31 protein-coding genes are annotated in these 24,151 nt (G+C 61.4%); 12 read left to right on the forward strand and 19 right to left on the reverse strand.

Annotated features, from left to right (window positions below; translation table 11 throughout):
* The 5 genes from ACXAC3_RS01875 to pip form a co-directional block, all read right to left on the reverse strand.
* On the reverse strand, positions 1–624 hold the full coding sequence (locus ACXAC3_RS01875; RefSeq protein WP_475155186.1) for an RNA-binding protein: 624 nt from the start codon (positions 622–624) through the stop codon (positions 1–3).
* A 22-nt stretch (positions 625–646) separates the two neighbouring features.
* Complete coding sequence (gene nusA / locus ACXAC3_RS01880) at positions 647–2,260, reverse strand: transcription termination factor NusA (RefSeq protein ID WP_475155190.1); 1,614 nt, start codon at positions 2,258–2,260, stop codon at positions 647–649.
* Positions 2,260–2,850 carry a ribosome maturation factor RimP gene (gene rimP, locus ACXAC3_RS01885; protein ID WP_475155194.1) on the reverse strand — a complete coding sequence of 197 codons (591 nt, stop codon included), beginning with the start codon at positions 2,848–2,850 and terminating at the stop codon, positions 2,260–2,262. Before rimP ends, nusA begins: the two co-directional genes overlap by 1 nt.
* Before the next feature lie 160 nt (positions 2,851–3,010).
* Positions 3,011–3,832, reverse strand: coding sequence for an ABC transporter substrate-binding protein (locus tag ACXAC3_RS01890; RefSeq protein WP_475155198.1), 822 nt, complete (start codon positions 3,830–3,832; stop codon positions 3,011–3,013).
* Positions 3,829–4,806, reverse strand: coding sequence for a prolyl aminopeptidase (pip, locus tag ACXAC3_RS01895; protein WP_475155204.1), 978 nt, complete (start codon positions 4,804–4,806; stop codon positions 3,829–3,831). Before pip ends, ACXAC3_RS01890 begins: the two co-directional genes overlap by 4 nt.
* Before the next feature lie 48 nt (positions 4,807–4,854).
* On the opposite strand from pip, the gene ubiG reads away from it, so the two are divergent.
* Positions 4,855–5,601 carry a bifunctional 2-polyprenyl-6-hydroxyphenol methylase/3-demethylubiquinol 3-O-methyltransferase UbiG gene (gene ubiG, locus ACXAC3_RS01900; protein ID WP_475155208.1) on the forward strand — a complete coding sequence of 249 codons (747 nt, stop codon included), beginning with the start codon at positions 4,855–4,857 and terminating at the stop codon, positions 5,599–5,601.
* 1 nt (position 5,602) lies between these two features.
* Here the strand turns inward: ubiG and ACXAC3_RS01905 are convergent, their stop codons facing one another.
* The 4 genes from ACXAC3_RS01905 to ACXAC3_RS01920 are packed head-to-tail and all read right to left on the reverse strand — an operon-like array spanning position 5,603 to position 7,911.
* Positions 5,603–6,043 (reverse strand): MarR family winged helix-turn-helix transcriptional regulator, encoded by a 441-nt coding sequence (locus ACXAC3_RS01905; RefSeq protein ID WP_475155214.1) that lies wholly within the window; start codon positions 6,041–6,043, stop codon positions 5,603–5,605.
* A gap of 14 nt (positions 6,044–6,057) precedes the next feature.
* On the reverse strand, positions 6,058–6,888 hold the full coding sequence (locus ACXAC3_RS01910; RefSeq protein WP_475155220.1) for a carbon-nitrogen hydrolase family protein: 831 nt from the start codon (positions 6,886–6,888) through the stop codon (positions 6,058–6,060).
* Positions 6,888–7,145: a glutaredoxin 3 gene (grxC, locus tag ACXAC3_RS01915; RefSeq protein WP_475155227.1), complete on the reverse strand. Its 258-nt coding sequence runs from the start codon at positions 7,143–7,145 to the stop codon at positions 6,888–6,890. The genes ACXAC3_RS01910 and grxC overlap by 1 nt, the downstream gene beginning before the upstream one ends.
* Positions 7,146–7,182: 37 nt before the next feature.
* A complete protein-coding gene (locus ACXAC3_RS01920) occupies positions 7,183–7,911 on the reverse strand; it encodes a double zinc ribbon domain-containing protein (protein WP_475155232.1) in 729 nt (242 codons plus the stop codon).
* 16 nt (positions 7,912–7,927) lie between these two features.
* On the opposite strand from ACXAC3_RS01920, the gene ACXAC3_RS01925 reads away from it, so the two are divergent.
* Entirely contained in the window at positions 7,928–8,758 is an 831-nt protein-coding gene (locus tag ACXAC3_RS01925; protein ID WP_475155234.1) for a methyltransferase domain-containing protein, read from the forward strand.
* A 57-nt stretch (positions 8,759–8,815) separates the two neighbouring features.
* Positions 8,816–9,865 (forward strand): ferrochelatase, encoded by a 1,050-nt coding sequence (gene hemH / locus ACXAC3_RS01930; RefSeq protein WP_475155236.1) that lies wholly within the window; start codon positions 8,816–8,818, stop codon positions 9,863–9,865.
* A gap of 75 nt (positions 9,866–9,940) precedes the next feature.
* Here hemH and ACXAC3_RS01935 read toward each other — a convergent pair whose 3' ends face one another.
* The gene (locus tag ACXAC3_RS01935; protein WP_010442520.1) at positions 9,941–10,123 is read right to left on the reverse strand and encodes a hypothetical protein; all 183 of its coding nucleotides are present in this window, start codon (positions 10,121–10,123) and stop codon (positions 9,941–9,943) included.
* A 139-nt stretch (positions 10,124–10,262) separates the two neighbouring features.
* Positions 10,263–10,862, reverse strand: a complete 600-nt coding sequence (locus tag ACXAC3_RS01940) for a L,D-transpeptidase (protein WP_475155244.1) — start codon at positions 10,860–10,862, stop codon at positions 10,263–10,265.
* Between the two features lie 168 nt (positions 10,863–11,030).
* Between ACXAC3_RS01940 and dalA the strand changes: the two genes are divergently transcribed.
* Complete coding sequence (gene dalA / locus ACXAC3_RS01945; protein WP_475155248.1) at positions 11,031–11,546, forward strand: divisome-associated lipoprotein DalA; 516 nt, start codon at positions 11,031–11,033, stop codon at positions 11,544–11,546.
* A gap of 67 nt (positions 11,547–11,613) precedes the next feature.
* Here dalA and ACXAC3_RS01950 read toward each other — a convergent pair whose 3' ends face one another.
* From ACXAC3_RS01950 to ACXAC3_RS01980, 7 genes are all read right to left on the reverse strand, one after another.
* Positions 11,614–12,078: a PTS sugar transporter subunit IIA gene (locus tag ACXAC3_RS01950; RefSeq protein WP_475155252.1), complete on the reverse strand. Its 465-nt coding sequence runs from the start codon at positions 12,076–12,078 to the stop codon at positions 11,614–11,616.
* A gap of 60 nt (positions 12,079–12,138) precedes the next feature.
* A complete protein-coding gene (gene hpf, locus ACXAC3_RS01955; protein ID WP_475155257.1) occupies positions 12,139–12,702 on the reverse strand; it encodes a ribosome hibernation-promoting factor, HPF/YfiA family in 564 nt (187 codons plus the stop codon).
* A 252-nt stretch (positions 12,703–12,954) separates the two neighbouring features.
* A complete protein-coding gene (gene lptB, locus ACXAC3_RS01960) occupies positions 12,955–13,713 on the reverse strand; it encodes an LPS export ABC transporter ATP-binding protein (RefSeq protein WP_475155262.1) in 759 nt (252 codons plus the stop codon).
* The gene (locus ACXAC3_RS01965) at positions 13,713–14,204 is read right to left on the reverse strand and encodes an LptA/OstA family protein (protein ID WP_475155268.1); all 492 of its coding nucleotides are present in this window, start codon (positions 14,202–14,204) and stop codon (positions 13,713–13,715) included. The genes lptB and ACXAC3_RS01965 overlap by 1 nt, the downstream gene beginning before the upstream one ends.
* Before the next feature lie 3 nt (positions 14,205–14,207).
* Positions 14,208–14,807, reverse strand: coding sequence for an LPS export ABC transporter periplasmic protein LptC (lptC, locus tag ACXAC3_RS01970; RefSeq protein ID WP_475155270.1), 600 nt, complete (start codon positions 14,805–14,807; stop codon positions 14,208–14,210).
* Positions 14,808–14,822: 15 nt separating this feature from the next.
* Complete coding sequence (locus ACXAC3_RS01975) at positions 14,823–15,791, reverse strand: KpsF/GutQ family sugar-phosphate isomerase (RefSeq protein WP_475155273.1); 969 nt, start codon at positions 15,789–15,791, stop codon at positions 14,823–14,825.
* Positions 15,788–16,402, reverse strand: coding sequence for a ribonuclease D (locus ACXAC3_RS01980; protein ID WP_475155276.1), 615 nt, complete (start codon positions 16,400–16,402; stop codon positions 15,788–15,790). Before ACXAC3_RS01980 ends, ACXAC3_RS01975 begins: the two co-directional genes overlap by 4 nt.
* Before the next feature lie 132 nt (positions 16,403–16,534).
* On the opposite strand from ACXAC3_RS01980, the gene ACXAC3_RS01985 reads away from it, so the two are divergent.
* The 8 genes from ACXAC3_RS01985 to ACXAC3_RS02020 all read left to right on the forward strand — a co-directional run bounded on the left by ACXAC3_RS01985 (position 16,535) and on the right by ACXAC3_RS02020 (position 23,593).
* Complete coding sequence (locus ACXAC3_RS01985) at positions 16,535–16,798, forward strand: metal-sensing transcriptional repressor (protein WP_475155279.1); 264 nt, start codon at positions 16,535–16,537, stop codon at positions 16,796–16,798.
* 3 nt (positions 16,799–16,801) lie between these two features.
* The gene (locus ACXAC3_RS01990) at positions 16,802–18,034 is read left to right on the forward strand and encodes an MFS transporter (RefSeq protein ID WP_475155284.1); all 1,233 of its coding nucleotides are present in this window, start codon (positions 16,802–16,804) and stop codon (positions 18,032–18,034) included.
* Positions 18,031–18,498: an Lrp/AsnC family transcriptional regulator gene (locus ACXAC3_RS01995; RefSeq protein WP_475155286.1), complete on the forward strand. Its 468-nt coding sequence runs from the start codon at positions 18,031–18,033 to the stop codon at positions 18,496–18,498. The genes ACXAC3_RS01990 and ACXAC3_RS01995 overlap by 4 nt, the downstream gene beginning before the upstream one ends.
* A 73-nt stretch (positions 18,499–18,571) precedes the next feature.
* On the forward strand, positions 18,572–19,264 hold the full coding sequence (locus ACXAC3_RS02000; protein ID WP_475155288.1) for a lytic transglycosylase domain-containing protein: 693 nt from the start codon (positions 18,572–18,574) through the stop codon (positions 19,262–19,264).
* Positions 19,265–19,333: 69 nt separating this feature from the next.
* Entirely contained in the window at positions 19,334–21,361 is a 2,028-nt protein-coding gene (flhA, locus tag ACXAC3_RS02005) for a flagellar biosynthesis protein FlhA (protein ID WP_475163323.1), read from the forward strand.
* Complete coding sequence (locus ACXAC3_RS02010) at positions 21,358–22,131, forward strand: flagellar biosynthetic protein FliR (protein ID WP_475155291.1); 774 nt, start codon at positions 21,358–21,360, stop codon at positions 22,129–22,131. Before flhA ends, ACXAC3_RS02010 begins: the two co-directional genes overlap by 4 nt.
* The gene (flhB, locus tag ACXAC3_RS02015; protein WP_475155296.1) at positions 22,128–23,216 is read left to right on the forward strand and encodes a flagellar type III secretion system protein FlhB; all 1,089 of its coding nucleotides are present in this window, start codon (positions 22,128–22,130) and stop codon (positions 23,214–23,216) included. The genes ACXAC3_RS02010 and flhB overlap by 4 nt, the downstream gene beginning before the upstream one ends.
* Complete coding sequence (locus tag ACXAC3_RS02020) at positions 23,213–23,593, forward strand: hypothetical protein (protein WP_475155297.1); 381 nt, start codon at positions 23,213–23,215, stop codon at positions 23,591–23,593. Before flhB ends, ACXAC3_RS02020 begins: the two co-directional genes overlap by 4 nt.
* A gap of 27 nt (positions 23,594–23,620) precedes the next feature.
* On the opposite strand, the gene ACXAC3_RS02025 is transcribed toward ACXAC3_RS02020, so the two are convergent.
* The gene (locus ACXAC3_RS02025) at positions 23,621–24,142 is read right to left on the reverse strand and encodes a flagellar basal body-associated protein FliL (RefSeq protein ID WP_475155299.1); all 522 of its coding nucleotides are present in this window, start codon (positions 24,140–24,142) and stop codon (positions 23,621–23,623) included.
* Positions 24,143–24,151: the final 9 nt, after the last annotated feature.

Consider the following 24,151-nt stretch of genomic DNA (forward strand, 5'->3'; position numbering starts at 1 on the left):
TTACCCTTCCGCGCGGCCCTTGCCGCCGTCATCCGTTTCGCGCAAGCCACGCAGGCGCTGCGCTTCCTCTACAACACGTTTGGCGAGTCCGCCAGAGGCCAGCGCCGCATGAATCACGGTTTGGCGCCCAAATGCCTGTCCCAGCTCGTCCGCGGTCAGCCAGCCGATGTATTTGCCGAAATGCGGCGTGCTGAGTTTCGACTTGCCGCGCCCCGATCCGTCGATGGCCTGAATCAGCACACTCGCCTCTTCCCGGTCCAGCCACGTCTTGACCTTTTCATAGCCCGCGACCGCATCGCCGGACTTGCGCGCCAGGCTCAGCAGTTCGATCACGCGGCGCGCGACCTGCTTTTCGACCTCGGCCGTCAGATCCCCGGGCACGCTCACCTGTGCCTTGAACCCGCGTGCGAACAGTTTCTTGCCAACGGCCTTGTCCAGCGCGGCGCGATCCGCCGCCACATAGACACCACGCCCCGGCAATTTTGCCGCAACATCCGGGAAGACCTGACCGTCCGGCCCCGTCACAAAGCGTATCAACCCATATTTAGGCTGAATTTCGCCCGTGGCGATGCACTTGCGTTCAGGTCCTTCGGACCGATCCTTATGGACGCCACCGCGACCCATGTCAGCCACCCGAGGCCTGAGATCAGGCCTCGGCCTCCTCTTCAACGGCTTCGCCGTCTTCTTCCGCTTGTTCCAGCTCAGCCGGATCAACCCAGCCCAGCATGATACGCGCGGTCATGACCAGATCCTGTGCTTCTTCCAGCGTGACGCCGAAAGGCTCCAGAACACCGTCATCCTTGATGCGCTCACCATCGACCGTGGTCCAGCCACCGGCCAGTTCCCAGTCGGCACAGGTGGCGAAGTCTTCCAGAGTCTTCACGTCATCCTTGGCCAGCGCTTCTACCATCTGGGGGGTCAGGCCTTCGAATTCAATAAGGCTGTCCTCCGCGCCCAAGCTGCGGGCGCTGTCCAGCGCCGCCTTGGCCTGCGCTTCCAGGAATTCCCGGGCGCGGGTCTGCAGCTCCTGCGCGGTGCCTTCGTCGACGCCGTCGATCACCAGCAATTCCTCGATCTCGACATAAGCGACTTCTTCGAGGTTGGTGAAGCCTTCCGACACCAGCAGCTGAGCAAAGAATTCGTCCAGATCGAGGCTTTCCATGAACAGCTGCGTGCGGGCTTCGAATTCCTTCTGACGGCGGGCCGATTCTTCGGCTTCGGTCATGATGTCGATGTCCAGATTGGTCAGCTGGCTGGCGAGGCGCACGTTCTGACCACGGCGACCGATGGCAAGGCTCAGTTGCTCCTCAGGCACCACAACTTCGATCTTGCCGGCTTCTTCGTCCAGAACCACCTTGGAGACCTCAGCAGGCTGCAACGCGTTCACCAGGAAGGTCGGCTGATCTTCGTTCCACGGGATGATGTCGATCTTCTCACCCTGCAACTCGTTCACAACGGCCTGCACGCGGCTGCCGCGCATACCAACGCAGGCACCAACCGGGTCAATCGAGCCGTCATAGGAAATCACGGCAATCTTGGCGCGCGAACCGGGGTCACGAGCCACGGCCTTGACCTCGATGATGCCGTCATAGATTTCGGGCACTTCCATCTTGAAGAGTTCTGCCATGAATTCCGGCGCGGTGCGCGACAGGAAGATCTGGTGGCCACGAACCTCGCGGCGGACTTCCTTGATGTAGGCACGCACACGGTCATTCGGGCGATAGCTTTCGCGGCCGATCTTGTCGTTGCGGCGCAGAACGGCCTCGGCCCCGCCCAGATCGACGATGACATTGCCAAACTCTTCGCGCTTGACGGCACCGTTGATGATGGTGCCCGCACGATCCTTAAATTCTTCGTACTGACGATCCCGCTCGGCTTCGCGCACTTTCTGCAGAATGACCTGCTTGGCGGATTGCGCAGCAATACGGCCCATTTCGACCGGCGGAACTTCTTCGACGAAAACGTCACCGACCTCGGGCGCTTCCATGTACTGGCGCGCCTGCTCGACGGTCATCTCGGCCTGATAGTTCTCAAGCTCCTCATCCTCGACCACAGTGCGGACGCGGGTGAAGGTCGCCTTGCCAGTCTTGCGGTCGATGGAGACACGAATGTCCATCTCAGCGCCGTAGCGGCTCTTGGCGGCACGGGCGAGCGATTCTTCCATCGCTTCGACAACCAGACCGGGGTCGATCATCTTTTCGCGGGCCACGGCCTCGGCGGTCTGCAGCAGCTCCAGCTGGTTGGCTGAGGTGATTGCCATCAGTTCGTCTCCTCTTCGGACCCTTCGGTCTCAATCTCGTCGAAAGCGTTTTCGTTCAGGGCACCGGCGTCCTTGCGCTGGCGCAGCATTTCCTTGATCAGGTCATCGGTCAGGACCAGCTTGGCGTCGCTCAACCAGTCGAATTGCAGACCGATAGTGATCGTCTCTGAGCCTTCGGGGATGTTGATCAGAACTTCATCCCCTTCGATCCCGGCCAGTTCGCCCTTGAAACGGCGGCGGCCGTCGATCAGTTCGGCGGTCTCGATCTTGGCCTCATACCCTTCAAACATCTCAAAATCCTTGAGACGGGTCAGGGGACGGTCGATGCCGGGGCTGGACACTTCCAGCGTATAGGCGTCGAGGATCGGATCCTCGACGTCCAGCGTGGCGCTGACCGCGTTGGATATCTCGGCGCAGTCATCCACTTCGATCCCGCCATCGGGCTTGTCGGCCATGATCTGCAGCGTGGTCTGCTTGCCGCTCATCAGGCGGATGCGGACCAGTTCATACCCCAGATCCTCGATCACGGGGGTGATAATTTCGGCCAGTCGCCGGTCAATCGCCGCTTTGGCTATCAGGTCGTTCGTCATAAGGTTCTCTACCCTGTCATCCGGGCACAAAAAAACGGGCGCGCGGCCCGTCGAAATTCCCGGTGGAGCCCCGGACCAGAAGTCCAACGCGCCGCTGTTGAAACTGCATATACGCAGGAGTTGTTGAGTCTGCAACCCCCGGCGGGATTCGTGATCGGATTTAAGCCAGCCACCACCGTTCGGCGATCCGGCCGTCATCCAGCGCGCGACCCGCGCCGATCTGGCGCGGCATGCCCACATGGGCGGCTGCGGCCAGCGCCATATCGGTTTCGCCGGGGTAAAAACGCAGACCGCGCTGCGCGCCCAGATCCTCCATCGCGGGTTGCACCGCGACATCCACGAACCCATCCCGCAGCGCCTCGGCCCGCACATGGGCGTCGGGGATGACGATGATTTCCACAGCATCGGCCCAGCCCGCCAGACCGTCCTTATAATGGCCGGTCACTTTACGGCCAAGGAAATGGCGGCCATCCTCAGCCCGCTCGACGCGATAGCATCCGGTGCCGTTTGCCGCCCGCAATGGCGTGACGCCCTGCCCGTTCCGGGTGATGACAAAACGGCTGTCGGCCAACAGAAACGGCAGACCGGGATTGGCGTCCGGCAATTCGATTTGCACGCGATGCGCGGCCAGCGCCTCAACACGGCCCATGCCGTCCAGCGTCCCGACAATATCCTCGACGGTCAGGGGTGCGGCGTCGTGAAACAGAACATCCTCGCGCAGGTCGAAACTCCAGACGCGGGCGTCGGCATCGGTCTGCCATCCGGTCGCCAGTTCAGGCCGCAGCGTGCCGTCGGGCGCGATCTCGGTCAGATTGTCGAACACGGCACCCCGCGCCACCTGTTCCAGGCTGTCATCGCGCGGCACTGCAAGGCGAAGTGTTCCGCCCGTTTTGGGCGCATCCGCCAGCGAGGCCCCCGTGGCCGCCAGCAACGCGGCGGCGGCACCCGAGGCAAACAATGCGCGGCGGTCGATCCGGGTCATGCCACACCCTCCGCCAGACGATCCATGATGCGCACCAGTTCGGCGCTGATGCCCGGTTCGGACAGGGCGTGACCTGCCTGACGCACCATCTTCAACTCGACCCCCGGCCAGCGTTCGGCCAGATTCCACGCGGCCTGAGGCGGGCAGATCATGTCATAGCGCCCCTGCACGATGTGGCCGGGAATATGTGCGATCCGGTCCATGTGATCCAGAATCTGCCCGTCGGTTTCAAGAAACGCGCCATTGATGAAATAGTGGTTTTCCAGCCGCGCAAAGGCCCGGGCGTATTCGCCGGGGCTTTCTCCAACCGCGCCCTGCGAATGGATCGAGGCCAGCGCATTTTCCCAGGCCGACCAGGCCCGGGCATAGAGAATCTCTGTCGCGCGGTCGCCTGAAAACAGGCGTTTGTTATAGGCACCGATCGTGTCCGACAGTTCGGCCTCGGTCAGAAGGGCCGTGAACTTGGCCCATTGTTCCGGCCAGAATCTGCCGGCGCCGCCGCCGTAGAACCACTGCAACTCGGCCTGCGTCGCCAGAAACACGCCGCGCAGCACCAGCCGGTTCACCCGGTCGGGGTGGGTTTGCGCGTAGATCAACGCCAGGGTCGCACCCCAGCTGCCGCCGAACACGGTCCAGTCGTCGATATCCAGCAAGGTCCGCAGCCGTTCGATATCGGCAACCAGATGCCAAGTGGTGTTGTCGGTGACGGAGGCATGAGGCCGCGACCGCCCGCAACCGCGCTGATCGAACAGAATCACCCGATAAACATCGGGATCGAAATAGCGCCGCATCGCCGGGCTGCATCCGCCGCCGGGCCCGCCATGCAGCACCACAATCGGTATCCCATTGGGATTGCCGCATTGTTCCATGTATATTCGATGGCCCTCGCCCACATCCACCATGCGCTGATCGAAGGGATCGATCGGCGGGTACAGATATTGAACTGCGCGCTTTTGGTCCGGGTACTTGTCCATTATGGCCCTATATAGTCCTTAAACGTAAAAGAGCATACGGAGACAGGAATGCAAGCGCATCCGAACACGGTGGACCCGTCCGAGATCGCAAAATTCGAGGCGATGGCCGCCGAATGGTGGGACCCGCATGGGAAATTCAAGCCCCTGCACATGCTGAACCCCTGCCGTCTGGATTACATCACCGGGCAGATCGCCGGTGAGTTTGACCGTGACCTGAAAGCGGCGAAGCCCTTCGACGGCCTGCGCCTGCTGGATATCGGCTGCGGCGGTGGATTGCTGAGCGAACCGATGGCCCGTCTGGGGGCCGAGGTCGTCGGCGCAGATGCCGCCGAAGGCAACCTGCCCGTCGCCCGCATTCACGCGGAACAATCGGGGCTGCAGATCGACTATCGCCACAGCACGGCCGAGGCGATGGCCGCCGCAGGCGAGCAGTTTGACGTGGTGCTGAACATGGAAGTGGTTGAGCATGTGGCCGACCCGCTCAGCTTTCTGACCGCCACGCAAGCCCTGCTGAAACCCGGCGGGCTGGAGATCTGTTCGACCATCAACCGCAACCCGAAATCTTATGCGATGGCCATCTTCGGAGCAGAAGTCGTCATGCGGTGGCTGCCGCGCGGCACGCATGAATGGAACAATTTCATCACACCGGATGAACTGTTCGACCTGCTGCGCCAGTCCGGGCTGGACCCGGTGGACCGCAAAGGGTTCGTGTTCAACCCGATCCTGTGGAGCTGGTCGATCTCGGACCGGGATCTGAGCGTGAATTATGTGACGGCGAGTGTGAAACCGGGATGAGTCATTCTTCTTCCAGCCGAATTCTCAGATCCCGCAGCACTGGCAGTGTGCTCCGCACCCGCTCCAGCCCCAGCTCTCCGACCACGCGGTTGATCAGCGGGGCAATCGAGGAAATCGCCTGATCGCGCGCGCGGCGACCGGCGGGGCTGATCGCGACCATCTTGCGGCGGGCGTCGTCCCAGTCGGGGCGGATGTGGATGTATCCGGCCCATTCCAGCTTGGCCAAGGTGTTGGTCATCGCCCCACGCGTGACGTGGAATGTGTTGGCCAGCTGCGCCGGGCTGCGTTCGTCGCCCACAAAGACCAGATGATTCAAAACCGAGAAATGCGAGATTTCCATGCCCTTGGGTAGCACCCGGCTCAGCCGGTTGCGCAGCAGTTGATCTGCGGTCAGGATCTCGCTGAACAGCGTGACCGCTAGGGCGTTGTGTTCGTCAGCCATGGTCCGGTTCTGGGTCAGGGCCCGTCAAAGGGACGGGTATGCGTCAGTGAAGGCACACGGCGGCGCGCCTCTGCCACAGAACTATCATCCAAATCGAAAAAGTGAATGCCCGGATCAATTCCTGCGTCGATGACGACCTCTCCCCACGGGGCCACAACCATGCTGTGACCATGCGTGTATCGCGTCTTTCCTCGGGATTTCGGGTGTTCTCCGGTCTGCGCCGGGGCGAGCACCCAACAGGTGTTCTCAATCGCCCGCGCGCGCAGCAGCGATTCCCAATGCGCGGCACCCGTGACCGGTGAAAAGGCCGCCGGCACTGTGAGAATGCACGCACCCGCCTGCGCCAGTGCTGCATACAGCGCCGGAAACCGGACGTCATAGCAGATGGTCATCCCGACCGTGCCGAAACCGGTCTCGGCAATCACCGCGCGGTCGCCGGGGCGGTAGTTTCTGGATTCCCGGAAAGTCTCCAATTCGGTGACCTGCACGTCAAACATGTGAATCTTGTCATATCGCGCGACAATCTGCCCCTTTGGTCCGATCATGAAGGACCGGTTGGCAAACCGTCCGTCCGCATCATGGGTTTTGATCGCCAGCGACCCGATCAGCAGCCAGATACCCAGCGCGGCGGCCTGCTCGCGCAGGCCCGCCAGTGTCTGGTCGTCTTCCTCGTGCTGCAGAACTTCGCGCTGCCGCGTCGTACTGGTCGAGACGCAGTTGGTCACTTCGGGCGTCAGGACGAACCGCGCGCCCTGATCCGCCGCCTCAGCCAGCATGGTCCGCACCGCGTCCAGATTTTCGGCCGGATCATCCGACGCGGTGATCTGCAGCAGCGCGGTTTTCATCAGGCCGCCAGCAGGCGATCCAGCTTGCCCTGACGCTCAAGCTCATAGAGATCGTCACAACCGCCGACATGCTGCGCGCCGATGAATATCTGCGGCACGGTGCGTTTGCCGCCCGCGCGCTGGATCATCTCGGGCTTGCGTTTGGGGTGCAAAAACACGTCCACCTCTTTGAATTCGACGCCTTTCTGTTTCAACAGGCGTTTGGCCGCGTGGCAAAAGCCGCACAGCGGCGAGGTGTAGATTTCAACCGGTTTCATATTCCGCCCCTTTGGGTTTCGCGTGATCTTGGGCGAATTAGGCATCCTTGGCAACGCGCGCCAGTGCCAACACGAAAATATGATTTGCGCCGGATGCAAGGCAGACACGCGCACAGGCCGCCAGGGTCGCGCCCGACGTCATGACGTCATCGACCAACAGCACATCGCGCCCCTGCATCCTGTTGCGCCTGTTGGGGTGAGCGGCGATGGCGTCGGTCAGGGTTTCGGCCCGCTCCGCCGCGGTTTTCCCGTCCAATACCGGGGTCCGCACGGGTCGAACCAGAAGGTCCGGACAGACCTCCAGCCCGGTCAGCCGCCCCAGATGTTGCGCCAGCAGCGCTGACTGGTTGTACCGGCGCCGCAGCAACCGGGACCAGTGCAGCGGGACAGGCGCGATCAACATGGTGTCGCGAAACAGCTCTTGTCCCGCCTGCGCCATCCAGCGGGCCGCCGGACGCGCCAGTTCCGGCCTGTCCCCGTGTTTCAGAGCCAGGATCAACGACCGTGCCTTGCCCTGATACACCAGCGCCGCGCGCCCGTCCTGCCAGGGGCGCGGCGCACGCATGCAATCGTCACATTCGATCCGGTGACCATCCGCCTGACCCGGCAAAGGCACACCGCAGCATTCGCATACGACGCCACCGATAAAGGGCGTGTCCCGCCAACAGGGGCCGCACAGACCGAAATCGGACTCGGTCAGGTCACCGCAGCCCAGACAGCGCGGCGGGTAGATCAGTTCGACAGCGGTTTGAATCCGCTGCCACATGCGATAGTTGCGCCTTATGAAACTGCCCGAGTCCAACGCACCCTCACTGTTTGACCGCCCGGCCCTGGCCCGGCATCGCACCCGCGCCCGCGACGAAGCCCTGTTCCTGCACCACGCCGCCGTGGATGAGGTTCAGGATCGGCTTTCCATGGTTAACAAAGCCTTTACGGCGCCGGCGATTGTGACGCCGTTTGCGCATATCTGGCAGGAGGTGCTGCCGGGGGCTGAAATCGTCGCGGATGACGAAATGCTGGCGCTGACGTCCGGCGCGCATGATCTGGTGATCCATGCCATGGCGCTGCACTGGGCCAACGATCCGGTAGGGCAGCTGATCCAATGCCATCGCGCCCTGAAACCCGACGGGTTGCTGCTGGTCGTGTGTCTGGGCGGCGAAACCCTGCACGAACTGCGCGCGGCCCTCGGGCAGGCCGAGGTTGAGGCGACCGGCGGCCTCAGCCCCCGCGTCGCGCCCATGGCCGAGCTGCGCGATCTGGGCGGATTGCTGCAACGGGCGGGTCTGGCCCTGCCGGTGGCTGACTCCGCGCGCCTGACGGCGGAATACCGCGACCTGACTCACCTGATGCATGATCTGCGCGCGATGGGAGAGGTCAACTGCCTTTCCGGCCGTGTGAAACACCCGACCCGGCGGCAGGTCTTCGCCCGCGCCCAGCAAATCTATGCGGACCACTTCGCCACGCCCCGGGGGCGTCTGGCCGCCACCTTCGAACTGATCTGCCTGACCGGCTGGTCGCCGGATGACAGCCAGCAGAAACCGCTGCGTCCGGGATCGGCGCAGACGCGCCTTGCCGATGCGCTGGGCACCAAGGAAGGCAAACTGTCCAATTGACGACCGGACAATTCCGGTTATCTCAGCCCGGAACAGAGAACTCTCAGGAAACGAACCATGTTTGACGCCACCCGCCCATCAAATGCGCCCGCCGACCACCCCAAGGTCAAAATGGGTCGCGTCGGCATCCTGCTGGCCAATCTGGGCACGCCGGACGATTACAGCTATTGGCCGATGCGCCGGTATCTGAACGAGTTTCTGTCGGACCAGCGCGTGATCGACTATCCCAAGTGGAAATGGCAACCGATCCTGCAGGGCATCATCCTGACCAAGCGCCCGTTCAGCTCGGGCGCGGCGTACAAGTCGATCTGGAACCACGACAAGGGCGAAAGCCCGCTGATGACAATCACCAAGGATCAGACCGCCAAGCTGCGCGATGCGATGCAGGACCGGTTTGGCGATCAGGTGATGGTCGATTTCTGTATGCGCTATGGCAACCCGTCCACCAAATCCAAAGTGCGTGAGATGGTGGCTGCGGGCTGCGACCGTATCCTGTTTTTCCCGCTCTATCCGCAATATGCGGGCGCCACGACCGCCACGGCAAATGATCAGTTCTTCCGCGCGCTGATGGCGGAACCCTGGCAGCCGGCCACACGCACAGTACCGGCGTATTTCGATCAACCTGCCTATATCGACGCCTTGGCGGGATCGGTGGAAAACGCCTATTCGGCGCTGGAGACCAAGCCGGACATTCTGGTCTGTTCGTATCACGGTATGCCTGAGCGCTATTTGCAGCAGGGGGACCCCTATCACTGCCAATGCGCAAAAACGTCCCGCTTGCTGAAGGAACGGCTGGGCTGGTCGGGCGATCAGCTGGTGTCGACCTTCCAGTCGCGATTCGGACCCGAGGAATGGCTAAAGCCCTACACGGTAGAACACGTGGCCGAATTGGCGCGGCAGGGCAAAAAGAACATCGCCGTCATCGCACCGGCATTTTCCGCCGATTGCATCGAAACGCTGGAAGAGATCAACGAAGAGATCAAGGAAAGCTTCGAAGAAGCGGGCGGTGAGACCTTCACCTATATCCCCTGCCTCAACGCCGATGATTCGCACATCGCGGCTTTGGGCAAGGTGATCGAAGACAATCTGAAAGGCTGGCTGGATTAACCAGCCCTACCCGTCAGGCATGAAAAAAGGCGGTGGATCGCTCCACCGCCTTTTCTCTAAACAATGCTCGTCGACTTAGCTTGCTGCAACAGCTGCGGCAACAACGACCAGCAGGATCAGCGGCAGGATGATGCCCTGCGACGAACCCTGGGTTTCTTCAACAACAACCGGTGCTTCAACAACCGGCTCTTCCAGGTTGCCGGCATATGCGGTCGAAGCAGCAGCGGTCAGTGCAGCGGCGAGAACGAGTTTCTTCATATTAACCTCCAGAATTTGCACGGTTCCAAATAGTGAAACCATACACCCAAGACTTACCTCGTGTTTTTTTCTAATCAGCTATCCGACTGGAATGCAATTGGAACTTACGGCGCAAGCGGGTTCGTGCGCGAAAATGTCGTCAAATAAGCAACACTTGCGTGCCAACCTGCGCCATTGAAAACAATTCCTGAATGTCTTCGTTGAACAGGCCGATGCAGCCATTCGACGACCGGCGGCCGATTTTGCGTGTGTCATGGGTTCCGTGGATGCGGTAATATTTCCAACTCAAATATAAAGCGTGTGTTCCCAATGGGTTATCGGGACCCGGAGGGATATAATCCGGCCATTCGGGGTTTCGCTTTTTCATTGATGGGGTCGGCGACCAGCTGGGCCCTTCGACCTTGCGGATCACGCTGGTGCGGCCGCGGCGCGTCAGCTCCTCGGTCAGCGGCACCGAGGACGGGTACAGCCTGTACACCCGCTGATCTTCGGACCAGTAGTGCAATGCCCGCGAAACCGTATCGACCAGAATGGCTCCGTTATTGGTGTTTGAGAAGTAGGGCTGCCAGTCCAGCGCACGGAACCCCGATATGTTGCGGCGCACCTGTGGTTCCGCCTCGGGTGCCGGGCGCAACGGATCACCGGGGATGTACTGGGCGATTGCCGGCGAAGCCACAAGGGCCGAAGCACCTGCCAGGAATCCACGGCGGGTGGATGAGTGAATGCGTTTCTTGACCATGACGGGCGGTCCTTTGCTAAGGCCATCTGAAATTCTGGCACATTTTATTGCCAGAATGCTTCAGTCGCAAATCAAACCGGCAGAATCACGCGAAACAGCGTCAAAGCAGGTTTGCTCAGGGCGGTCTGTCGCGTTATGCCGTAGGACAACACAATTATCAGGTCGATCATGACGCGTATCTTATCCTTACTGTCCGTTTGCCTTTTCGCACTGGCCGCATGTACCACCGGCAGCACGCCGACCTACGGGACCGATGGCCGTCCTTTGCCGACGGTCTACAAGATTCGGGGCAACCCGGAAAAACTGCAGTTCCGCATGCTTGATTCGGTCAATGCGCTGCGCCAGGCGCAGGGGTTGCAGTCGGTTCAGCTGAACGCGCAGCTGAATGCCGCGGCGGCCACGCATTCCAAGGATATGGCGCGGCAGAACCGCCCCTGGCACTTTGGCTCTGACGGATCGTCGCCGCTGGATCGTGCCCAGCGCGTGGGTTACTACGGCACCTTCCTGGGCGAAGCCATTTCCGAAACCTACGAGACAGAGACCGAAACGCTGGCCGCCTGGATGCAGGAGCCCGGACCGCGCGCGGTGATCATGGACCCCAAAGCCTCGCAGATGGGCTTTGCCTGGCATCAGGAAGGCGGCGGCAAAATCTGGTGGACGCTGGAAATGGGAACCGGCGGCTGACCCAGACCGCAGCCCCGGAATCAAAAAGCCCCCGCAAATCCGGGGGCTTTTTTGTATCTTCCGAAAGTCAGGCTGCCTGCATCGACTGGGCTTCGGTCAGGATGGCGTAAAGCTTGACCGGGTCCGGGTTCGCCCTGAGCTTTGCGCAAACAGATGTGTCGCGCAGGGTCCGGGACACCAGCGCCAGTGCCTTCAGGTGATCCACACCGGCCTCTTCAGGTGCAAAAAGGGCAAAAGCGATATCGACCGGCTGCCGATCAACCGATCCGAAATCAATCGGCTTTTCCAGCATCACGAACACCCCGGAAACGACCTCAAGCTCGGACATGCGCGCATGCGGCAACGCCACGCCATGGCCCACGCCGGTCGGCCCCAAGCTTTCCCGTTCCAGCAACCCGTCGACAACAATCTGGGCCTCAAGACCCAGCGCCGCCTCTGCAACATCGGCGACTTCCTGAAACAGCCGCTTCTTGCTGGAAGCGGCGGACAATACACGTACTGCTTCGGGCTTCAGTATGCTCGAAAGCTCCATGATCACGCTCCGTGGCGGGGCCCCCGCTTGCGCAGGGGCTTACCTTGCTATTCTTGCCTGTTACGGATCGATCCAGCCGATATTACCGTCATCCCGACGATACACGACATTCAATCCATCCTTGTTTTCATTCCGGAACACCAGCACCGGAGCGCCAGCCAGTTCCATCTGCATAACGGCTTCACCAACACTCAGCGATGGGATTTTGGTTTCCATCTCAGCCACAATCATCGGCTGCAGAGAGTCAGGCTCGTCAGCCGTCTCCGATTCGTCAGAGGCGAGGATATAAGAGGAAGCACCAAAGAGTTCAACCGGCTCAGCCCGATCCTTGTGGTGGTCCTTGAGACGGCGCTTGTAGCGGCGCAACTGGGTTTCCATCTTGTCGCAGCATGCCTCAAATGCCGCGTAGATTTCAGTTGCATGCGCTTTGGCCTGCGCCGTCAGGCCGGTGGAAAGATGCACAGTGGTTTCGCACACATATTCATGCGCGGAACGGGAAAAGACGACATTGGCGTCAGTCGGCCGCTGGGCATATTTGCCCACGACATCGCCCAGTTCGGTCTGCACATGAGTTTGAAGTGCTACACCGATGTCGATCTGTTTTCCGCTGATTTGGTAACGCATGTGATCTCCTTCACAATTCACACCCATTTTGACGTCACGTTACGGGACGCACTTGTTTTTATCGGGTGGGGGATATCGGCGTTTCCTGCGGTAGCCGAACCGCTCGCCCTTCGACGAAGGGGCATCGTGATCCAGACGGGAACCGAAGAAATGCCATAACCCAATTGAGGCAAGAGACGGGGGAAGAGTCAATCAAAACAGGCGTGTATATACGTGATTTCCGCCATGCGCTTGGCGCATTACCGCGCAACCTCATGAAATGCGGAAGTTTTCGCCCAGATAGACCCGCCGCACGTTTTCGTTTTCGACGACTTCGTCCGGGGTGCCGGACATCAGAACCTGACCGTCATGCAGGATATAGGCGCGGTCCACGATTTCGAGCGTTTCACGCACGTTGTGGTCGGTGATCAGCACGCCGATCCCGCGTTTTTTCAGATCGGCGACAAGATGGCGGATATCGCCGACGCTGATCGGATCGACGCCGGCAAAGGGTTCATCCAGCAACAGATATTTCGGATCGGCCGCCAGACAACGGGCGATCTCGACCCGGCGGCGCTCGCCCCCCGACAAGGCCAGCGCAGGGGCGCGGCGCAGGTGTTCGATCGAGAAATCCGACAACAGTTCTTCCAGCCGCTCCTTGCGGCGATGCGCGTGACTGACCGTGATATCCAGAACCGACGCGATGTTGTCCTCGACGCTCATGCCGCGAAAGATCGACATCTCCTGCGGCAGATAACCGATACCCAGACGGGCGCGGCGATACATCGGCAGGGTCGTGACAGTCTGGCCGTCAATCGTGACCGTTCCGGCCTCGGGGAAAACCAGCCCGGCCACGGAATAAAACGTCGTGGTCTTGCCCGACCCGTTCGGGCCCAGCAGCGCCACCACTTCGGACCGGTCCAACGTCATCGAGACATCCCGGATCACGGTCTTTTTGCGGTAGGATTTCCGCAGCTTTTCGATCCTGAGGCCGGAATTTCCCTCGGCGACGGACAGATGTGGTCGCGCCATTACTCTTTACCCGATTGCAAAATGGTTTTGACGTTGCCCGTGACAGTCGCCTTGCCGGTGGTCAGATTGGCATTCATCTGATCGCCGCTGATCGTGCTGGGCCCCTGCGTCAGCAGCACATTGCCCTTCATCACGATCTCACCCGAGTCGATGGTGTATTCTGCCCAGTCGCCTTCGGCCGCGTCAGGCGGGCTGACCAGAACCACATCCTCTGTCGCCTCCATGCGTTCGATGCCCGAGCGTTCCTGATTGTAGATGACAAGAACGCGTTCGGCCGTCAGGCGCATTTCCCCCTGGATGACGATCACATTTCCCAGAAATTCCGCCGATCCGTCCTCCTGATTGACGTTCAGCGTTTCCGACGTGACCTCGACCGGCAGAGTCGGGTCGTTGTTCACCGCTCCGAACCCGACCTGGGTCTCTTGCGCTGTCGCGGGGAAGGCACCGGTTACCAGGGCACTGCAAACTAGGGCTACACGAAAATGAAACACAGGTTATCTTTCTGCTTTTTGAGGCTCATATATCAACTTCACCCCGTCTGTAAAAATAATATGGACCGGACCGTCCTCTTTTTTTGTTCCGAAGGTCATCCGACCGGCTGAAAAATCTCCAATAATCCCAGTGCCATTGACCTGCCCGGGCGTATCTCCGCGGATTTCGTCCAGGGCGGTGTTCAGCAAATCCGTGGTAACTTCGATACCGTCCGTTGTGGTGATGACCACGTCGCCGACGAAGGTGGCGGTATTCTTGTCGGGCCTGATCATCCCGGAATTTGAATCTAGAGTGATGACCCCGCCGTTCAACAAGCCCAGACGGCCGCGGAACTCGGCTGCGGTCGGGGTCGCATTCTCGGTGCCCTGAGTCGCCCTGTTCGCCTCGATCTGGACCTGTTCGCCCTTGCGGGTGGTGCCGCGATAGTTTGGCTGCGTCACGACCTGATCGGCCAGCCGCTGATCAATGTCGTTCTGCGCAAAAGGCACGGTCACGTTGGTTTCGATGCTCCGAGACAGCAGAAAAACGGTCGACAGAATCACGATGGCGGCCAGCGGCAGCACCACCTTGAAGAACTGCACCATACGGGAATGACCATCCACGGCTGTGCCCTCCGCCTAGCCCAGACCGACCCGCAGGCAGTCATGGATGTGCAAAAGACCTTCGGCCGGGGCATTCTGTTCCGGCGCCACGACGAACAGCGAAGTGATCTTGCGGTCATTCATGATCGCCACAGCCTCTTCCGCCAAAGCGTCCGGGCCGATTGTGGTCGGATTTTCCGTCATCACCTGCCGGGTTGTCTTATCCAGCAGACCGTCCATATGGCGGCGCAGGTCGCCGTCGGTGATGATCCCGGCCAGCTGCCCCTGCGCATCCGTCACACCGGCGACGCCAAAGCCTTTCTGGCTGATTTCGATCAGCGCATCGCTCATTGGGGTATCGGCATTTACCAGGGGCAGCGCTGCGCCGGTATGCATCAGGTCGCGCACTGTGCTGAGCCGCGCCCCCAGCTTGCCGCCGGGGTGATAGGCGCGGAAATCCTCGGGCTTGAAATCGCGGTACTTCATCAGCGCGATCGCCAGCGCATCGCCCATCGCCAGCGTCAGCGTGGTCGAGATCGAGGGCACCATGCCGAAACCGCAGGCCTCGCCCATCGACGGGATCAGCAGATGCACATCCGCCTGTTTCATCAACGTGCTTTCGGGCTTGCTGGACAAGCCGATCAGCGGAATGCCAAAGCGGCGGGTGAAGGCCAGCAAATTGGCCAGTTCCGGCGCTTCGCCCGAGTTTGAGATCGCCAGCACCACATCGCCTTTGGATACCATGCCCAGATCGCCATGGCTGGCCTCGGCCGGGTGCACGAAATAGGCGGGCGTACCGGTACTGGCCAGCGTCGCCGCAATCTTGTGGCCGATATGACCTGACTTGCCGATGCCGCTGACGATGATGCGGCCGGTGGCCTGCAGGATCAGTTGCACCGCTTCGGCGAAATGTTCGTCCAGCGCTCCGGCCAGCACGTCCAGCGCGCGGGCTTCGTCGGTGACAACCTGTCGGGCGGTTCTGAGGAAGGCTTCGGTGTCGGTCATGAGTGCGCAAAAATATCCGTTTCGGGCCAACCGGCGAGGTCCAGCTTCGCACGCATCGGCAGGAAGTCAAAACAGGCCTGCGCCATCTCGGTCCGGCCTTCGCGCGCCAGACGCGCGTCCAGCGCATCGCGCAGCTGGTGCAGGTACAGAACGTCCGAGGCGGCATAGTCCAGCTGCGCTTCGGTCAGTGTTTCGGCGCCCCAGTCGCTCATTTGCTGCTGTTTCGAGATATCGACGCCGATCAGTTCCTGACACAGGTTCTTCAGCCCGTGCCGGTCGGTATAGGTGCGGACCAGTCGGCTGGCGATCTTGGTGCAATAGACCGGCGCGGCCAGCGCGCCAAAACTGTGGTACATCGCGGCAATATCGAACCGGCCGAAATGGAACAGTTTCAGCACATCCGGGTTTTCCAACATGGCGCAAAGGTTCGGTGCCTCGGTCTGGTCTTTCCCGACCTGAACGATATGGCTGTTGCCGTCACCGCCCGACATCTGGATCACACAGAGCCGGTCACGGTGCGGGTTCAACCCCATGGTTTCACAATCTATGGCCACAACAGGGCCCAGATTCAGCCCGTCCGGCAGGTCGTTTTTGTAAAGATGGTTCGCCACGGGGTCTTCCTTTATGCGCTGTCGCCCCCGAGATAGGGGGTTTGACCTATAAACTCAACGCCATAGGCATGATCCCACTGTTCGGGTGGTCCGAGTTTGACTTTATCCCTATGGGGGGGATAAGGATAATCCATGACTCAGCACATCCACGACTCGCACCCTCAGATCAAGGCGCGCCTGAAACGGGCGCATGGTCATCTGGCGAAAGTGATCGAAATGATGGACGATCAGGCCCCCTGTACGGACATAGCCCAGCAGCTTTTTGCAGTGGAAAAGGCGATCACCAATGCCAAACGCGTTCTGATACACGATCACATCGATCATTGCCTATCTCCCGGGGCTCAGGGCGACCGGAACGATGTCGAGGATTTCAAAGCCATCACCAAGTATCTGTAGGCCATGCTGCGGGTCCTGCAAAACCGGGTGTATCGCCATTTGCTGGCCGCTCAGGTCGTGGCGCTGACCGGCACCGGGCTGGCGACCGTTGCACTGGGCTTGCTGGCCTATGATCTGGCCGGGGACGCTGCGGGGCTGGTTCTGGGAACCGCGCTGACGATCAAGATGGTCGCCTATGTGGTCATCGCCCCTGTTGCCGCCGCGTTTGCCGAGCGCATGGACCGACGGCGCATGCTGGTGGTGCTGGATCTGGTTCGGGCGCTTGTGGCCGTGTGCCTGCCCTTCGTGACCGAGGTCTGGCAGGTTTACGTTCTGATCTTCCTGCTCCAATCGGCCTCAGCCGGATTCACTCCGGCCTTTCAGGCCACCATTCCGGACGTTTTGACGGACGAACAGGATTACACGCGGGCCCTGTCCCTGTCGCGGCTGGCCTATGACATGGAAAGCCTGGTCAGCCCGATGCTGGCTGCCGCGTTGCTGCTGGTTGTGAGTTTCGACAGCCTGTTCTGGGGTACTGGTCTGGGCTTTGTCGCCTCGGCCCTGCTGGTGATTTCGGTTGCCCTGCCCTCGCCCAGACCCACTCGGCGTCGCGGAATTTACGATCGGACGACGCGCGGTCTTCGGATGTATCTGAACACCCCCCGCCTGCGTGGCCTGCTCGCGCTGACATGGGCGGCCGCAGCGCTGAGCGCGACGGTCATCGTCAACACCGTTGTCATCGTACGCGCCGATCTGGGGCTGTCCGAAAGCGCCGTTGCCGTTGCGCTGGCCGGGTATGGCGGCGGCTCCATGCTGGCGGCCGTGGTGCTTCCGGGCCTGCTGGACAGGCACAAGGACCGCACCGTCATGCGAGCCGGTGCGGTGTTCGGCACCCTCTCGCTCGGCCTGTCCGCGGGTCTGTTTGCGGTTGTGCCGATGTCACTGGCCGGTCTTGCAGCTTTGTGGGCCTGTGTTGGCTTCGGATACTCGGCAACGCTGACGCCATCGGGTCGCCTGCTGACCCGTTCCGCCCGCCCCGAGGATCGCCCGGCGGTTTTTGCGGCCCAGTTCACCCTGTCGCATGCCTGCTGGCTGGTGCTGTATCCGCTGGCGGGCTGGCTCATGACGACCCAAAGCACGGCCGAAGCGCTTGCATGGATGACGCTGGCCGCGGTCCCCGGGCTGATTGCGGCCACACTCATCCGGCCGGATGCCGATCAGAAAGCCGTTTCAAAAGAACACCCTGACATGTCTTGAGCATCCCTGCCACTCTGCACTACACCTTGGCTACCATGGATCAGCTTGACCGCCGCATAATCTCAGCCCTGCAACACAATGCCCGCGAGTCCACCACCAAGATCGCCGCGAAACTGGGCGTGGCCCGGACAACCGTGATCGAGCGCATCAAACGGATGGAGGAACGCGGCGTGATCGCCGGGTATTCGGTGGTCCTGAACAGCCCCGACGACGCCCCGCGCGTGCAGGTCGTCGTGCTGCTGGAAGTGCAGCAAAAGGAAACCACGCGCATCATCAAGCGGCTCGAAGCTTATCCCGAGGTAAAGCTTTGCCTGTCGATCAATGGTGAGTTCGACCTGCTATTGTCGGCCGAGGCCCCGAGGATCGAGGACCTGGACATTCTGGTCGACGATCTGGCCAAAATCCCCGGTGTTCTGCGCACCAATACCAGCGTCGTGTTCGGCCGGCGGATCGATCGAATCTGAGCGGCTGATAACCCTCTGTAAACCCTGGCGCGACTAGCCTGAACCGGACTGATCAGAATCCCGGACCGGCAGAATGCCAAATCGCACGATATTCCTGGCGGCAATTGTCGCCCTGCTGGTGGCACAACAGGGTCTGGCCCTGCCCGCCACCCGCATCGCAGGCATCTGCGACACTGCCGCACACCGCGCCGCCCTGTCCGAAGGGGTACCGCCGGACGTTATGCGCGCAATCGCCCGGGTGGAAACCGGACGCGTCCGGGACGGACGTCTGGAACCCTGGCCCTGGACCATCAACGTCGAAGGTCAGGGATATTGGTTCACCTCCGAATTTGAGGCGAAAACCTATGTTTTCAATATCTTCAAAGCGGGCAAGCGCAGCTTTGACATCGGCTGCTTTCAGATCAACTACCGCTGGCACGGCAAGGCATTCCGGTCCATCGATGCCATGTTCGATCCGGATGAAAACGCGGCCTATGCGGCAAGATTCCTGAAAGACCTTCATGCCGAACTTGGGTCCTGGCCTGCTGCCGTCGGCGCTTTCCATTCCCGCACCCCATCGCTGGCCAATGCATATTCTGACCGGTTTCAGACCGTTCTGGCCCGGCTGGATCGGGACCTGCCCGCGCCAGGGCCGGCAGCGCGCGATCCGTTCGCCACCGCCGCCGCGCCCCTGATCCCGGATCAGGCACCGCCTTCTGGTGCAGGTACACTTGGGTCGCTGGTCCCGTCCGCGACCGCGACTGCCGCCTTTATCCCCTTCAACTAGGAGCCCTGCGTGCCCAATATCGACGCCCGTTCCCTGTTTTCCCCGACCGTGTTGCTGGCGCTGGCGCTGATGACGGTCATCGTGATGATGATCCTGCCGATGCCCGCCTGGGTGCTGGATGTGGGACTGGCGGCGTCCTTTGCACTGGCGATCCTGATCTTCACCCTGACGCTGTTTATCGAACGGCCGCTGGATTTCTCGTCCTTCCCGACGATCCTGCTGGCGTCACTGATGCTGCGGCTGTCGCTGAACGTATCCTCGACCAAGCTGATCATCGGTCAGGGGCACACCGGGCCCGGCGCCGCCGGGGACGTGATCGAGGGCTTTGCCAATTTCGTCATGGGCGGCAGCATTTTCCTGGGTCTGGTGGTGTTCGGGGTTCTGCTGATCGTGAATTTCATGGTCATCACCAAAGGCGCCGCCCGCATGGCCGAGGTCGGTGCCCGTTTCGCGCTGGATGGGATGCCGGGCAAGCAGCTTGCCATCGACAGCGACATGTCCGCCGGGGCCATCGACCATCAGCAGGCCAAGGAACGGCGCGAGCGCGAACAGCAGGAGACGACCTTTTTCGGTTCGCTCGACGGTGCCTCGAAATTCGTCAAGGGCGACGCGATTGCCGGGCTGTTGATCACGCTGCTGAACCTTGTGATGGGTCTGATCATGGGCGTGATCGTGCACGGGATGCCTGTATCCTCGGCGTTTGAGACCTATGCCATCCTGACCGTCGGCGACGGGCTGGTGTCGCAGATTCCCGCGGTGATCATTTCGATCGCCTCCGCGCTGCTGCTGGCGCGGGGCGGGACGCAGGGTGCGACCGACAGCGCGATATTCTCGCAGTTGGGGCGGCACCCCGCCGCGTTGGCGACGGTTGCGGTTCTGATGGTCCTGTTCGCGCTGGTGCCCGGCCTGCCGTTTCTGCCCTTTATTCTGGGTGCGGGCGTGCTGGGTTACGCGGCTTATAACGTGCAGCGCAAGCAAAAGGCCGAGGCGGCCGAGGCCCTGACCACAGCGCCGCAGGATGAGGCCCCGATCTCTCAGGCCATCGGAGACATTCTGGATCTGGACGATGTACATCTGGAGTTCGCCCCCGATCTGGTCAGCATGGTGCTGAACCCCGGCACCGGTCTGGACGCACGGATCGCCAATATGCGGACCTATGTCGCCTCCAGCTTTGGGTTGATCCTGCCGGATATCCGGCTGACCGACCGGGCTGACCTGCCCATGGGCACCTATGTCGTCAAGGTACAGGGGGTCGAGCAGGCCCGCGGCGTTCTGAACCCCGATCTGGTTCTGGCGCTGGTGCAGGACGGCCATGACCTGCTGCCCGAGGGCAATGATGTGACGGAACCGGTCTACGGCGCCCCCGCCCGCTGGATCCTGCCCAAGGATCAGGAAGCCGCAGCGATGAGCGGCGCGACGATTGTCTCGCCGCCCGAAATCCTGGCCACTCATCTGCTGGAAATCATCAAACAGAATTTCTCGCGCCTGCTGACCCTGAAATCCCTGCGCCGCCTGCTGTCCGAGATGGCGCGGCTCAGCGATCCGGTTCGGGCCGAAGCAAACCGCAAGCTGCTGGATGAGTTGATCCCCGACAAAGTACCGATCGACACGCTGCACGCGGTGCTGCGGCTGCTGCTGGATGAAAGGGTGTCGATCCGAAATATGGCCCTGATCCTGGAAAGCGTGGCCGAGGCCCGTCTGACCACCACCCAGCCTGAAGGTATATGCGAACTGGTCCGGCAGCGGCTGGGGTTCCAGCTGGTCGCTGACATGAAGCGCGAGGATGGCTCGATCCCCCTGATCCAGCTGGCCCCGGAATGGGAAGACACATTCGCCACCTATCAGATCGACGCGCCCAATGCCGGGCTGGACGTTGCGTTGCCGCCGAACCTGTTCAACAAGCTGGCGGATGGGGTGGTCGATAGTGTCGCGCAATCGGCTGACAGCGGGCTGTTTCCCGCCTTGGTGACCTCGACCCGCCGCCGCAGGTTGCTGCGCACCATCCTGCACGCGCGTGGCGTGTCCAATCCGGTCCTGTCCTTCGAGGAAATCGGGCTTGAGGCGCGGCCCGCGCTGGTCGGAACGGTGCCCGCGTGATCGCGCTGCCACCGGACCTGCTGTCCCATCTGGGCGACGGGATCTGGCACCTCTTTGCGGTGTTCTTGCGGGTCGCGGCTCTGGTATCCCTGCTGCCCGCCTTTGGCGAACGCAGCGTTCCGGCTCGTGTCAAGCTCGGGGTCGCTGTGGCCTTCACGCTGATCGTCACCCCTGCGGTGCCGACGCCCGCCGCCGGGTCGGGCTTGCTGCCGGTGACGCGCCTGGTCCTGACCGAGGTCCTGATCGGAATGGCTTTGGGGATGGCCCTGCGGCTGTTCGTTCTGGCCCTGCAAACGGCCGGGTCGATCGCGGCGCAGGCCACCTCTCTGTCGCAGATTCTGGGCGGAGCGGCAGCTGACCCGGTTCCCGCCATGGGGTATCTGCTGACGCTTGCAGGTCTGGCTTTGGCGGTGTTGCTGGGTCTGCATATCCGGGCGGCCCAGTTTCTGATCCACAGCTATACCCTGTTTCCCACGGGCGCGGCCCCGCTTGCGCCGGACTTGTCGCAATGGGGGGTGCAGCAGATCGCGCGCAGCTTTGGCCTTGCCTTTGCTCTGGCCATGCCCTTTGTCATTGCGTCGCTGATCTACAACCTGGCGCTTGGGGTCATCAACCGGGCCATGCCGCAACTGATGGTGGCCTTTGTCGGTGCCCCGGCCATCACATTTGCCGGGTTGTTTCTGCTGTTTGCAGGTGCCCCCATGATCCTGTCCGTCTGGTCCGACGCGCTGTTTGCTTTCATGGTCAACCCGCTTGAGGGCGCACGATGAGCGGAGCGGAGGATGACAGCGACAAGTCGTATGAACCGACACCGCAAAAACTCCGGAAGGCGCGGGAAAAGGGAGAGGTCGCCAAATCCAACGACCTGTCCGTTGTTGCGGCGTATTCCGGTTTTCTTATCGCCTTGCTGGCCGCCGGGCAGATGGGTGTTCAACACATCGGATCGCTGTTTGTTGTCCTGATCGAGCAGTCCGGCGAAATCGGGCCTTTGCTGACGGAGGGCCCGGCCGTCAACCCGATCGGCGGGATGCTGAAAGCGGCGCTGTATTCCGTTTCCATTCTGTTCGCTCTGCCTGCCACCGCCGTATTGCTGAGCCTGATTGCCCAGCGCGCACTGGTATTTGCGCCCGGCAAGCTGAAGCCAAAGCTGTCGCGCATCTCGATCCCGTCAAACGCGAAAAACAAGTTCGGGCGGGGCGGCCTGTTCGAATTCGCCAAAAGCTTCGTGAAGCTTGCGATCTACTGTACCTGCCTGACGCTTTTCCTGCGCGCCAACCTCAGCGACATCCTGTCAGCCAGCGCCGCGCCGGCGCGGTCGTCGGTGACGCTGATGATGAACCTGTTGTTTCGCTTCCTGTTCATCGTCATCGCCGTGGCGCTGGTGATCGGCGCGGTCGATTATGTGTGGCAGTACTCGGAACACATGCGCAAGAACCGGATGTCCCGCAAGGAAATTCAGGACGAGACCAAGGATGCCGAAGGCGACCCGCATGTCAAACAGCAACGCCGGCAGCGCGCGCAGGACATCGCAACGAACCAGATGATGTCGGATGTGCCGAAGGCCGATGTCGTGATCGTCAATCCGACCCATTTCGCGGTGGCGTTGAAATGGTCCCGGGCCGCGGGCTCTGCCCCGGTCTGTGTGGCCAAGGGTGTCGATGAGGTCGCCGCCGCCATCCGCACGGCTGCCGCGCAGGCAGGGGTCCCGATCCACTCGGACCCGCCGACCGCACGCGCCCTGCATGCCACCCTCGAGATCGGACAGGAAATCGCGGAAGACTATTACCGCCCGGTTGCGGCGGCGATCAGATTTGCCGAGGCGATGCGCAAACGAGCGAAGGGACAAATCAGATGACACCTGCAGAATTGTCCGATCTGGAACACGTGACCGAGGCAGGGTTCCAAAAGGAATACAACATATTGCGCCCCCTGATCGAGGCGGAGGCCCGGGTTCAGACCCAATTGGCCCGGCTGGATGCACAGGCCCGGCAATGTCGCCGGGAAAGCGCGTTGACGGATGGGTACCGCATCACCGGCACGGATGTTCTGTGGCAGGGATGGGAATCGTCCACCCGCCGACAGCTGAACACCGAACTGACCCGGCTGCGGGCGCAAAAGCTCACGGCTTTGGACGCGCTGCGCGCGGCCTTTGGCCGGAAACAGGCGGTCGCAAACCTGGCGGCGGCCAGAGAGGCGGACCGCCGTCGTGCGCAAAGCAAGAAATCTTGGTGATCCGGGGCGCAATGCGCGCCGATGCGGTCAGGCGTCTTGGCGACTGACGCTCAGAATCAAGACCTGTGATACGTCGTCGCCCAGATCCTTGCGCGCCGTTTCCAGCAGTGCCTTGCGCAACACTTTCAGATTGTCGGACTCGGTAAAGGCGCCGTCGAAACCGCCCGTGTTTGCGTGATCAAACATCACCTGCAGAAACCCGTCGCGCAGTTTGGGTTCGATCGCATAAAATGCCTCGGTCATGCCGGGCTTGATCTCAAGACTCAGCGACATGGTGACCAGAGCCGCAATACGATCCGAGTCGACCACCGGAACGACGAATTGTTTGGTCAGCTTCAGGTATTCAAACTCACCCTTGCTGTTCTCCTTGCCCGACTTCCCCGTCTTGGATTTGACCGGTTTGTCCTTCGTCGATTTGGGTTCCGAGCCAGCCTTCGCTTCTTTCGAGTCCGTCGCCGCCTGCCCGGACGGGGTCAGAAAGACGCCGGCACCTATGCCACTGCCCAGCCCGGCCAGCAGGAATAATACGGGTACAAGTTTCTTCATCATATCCAAACC

The organism is Ruegeria sp. ABV4_181 (assembly GCF_056158465.1).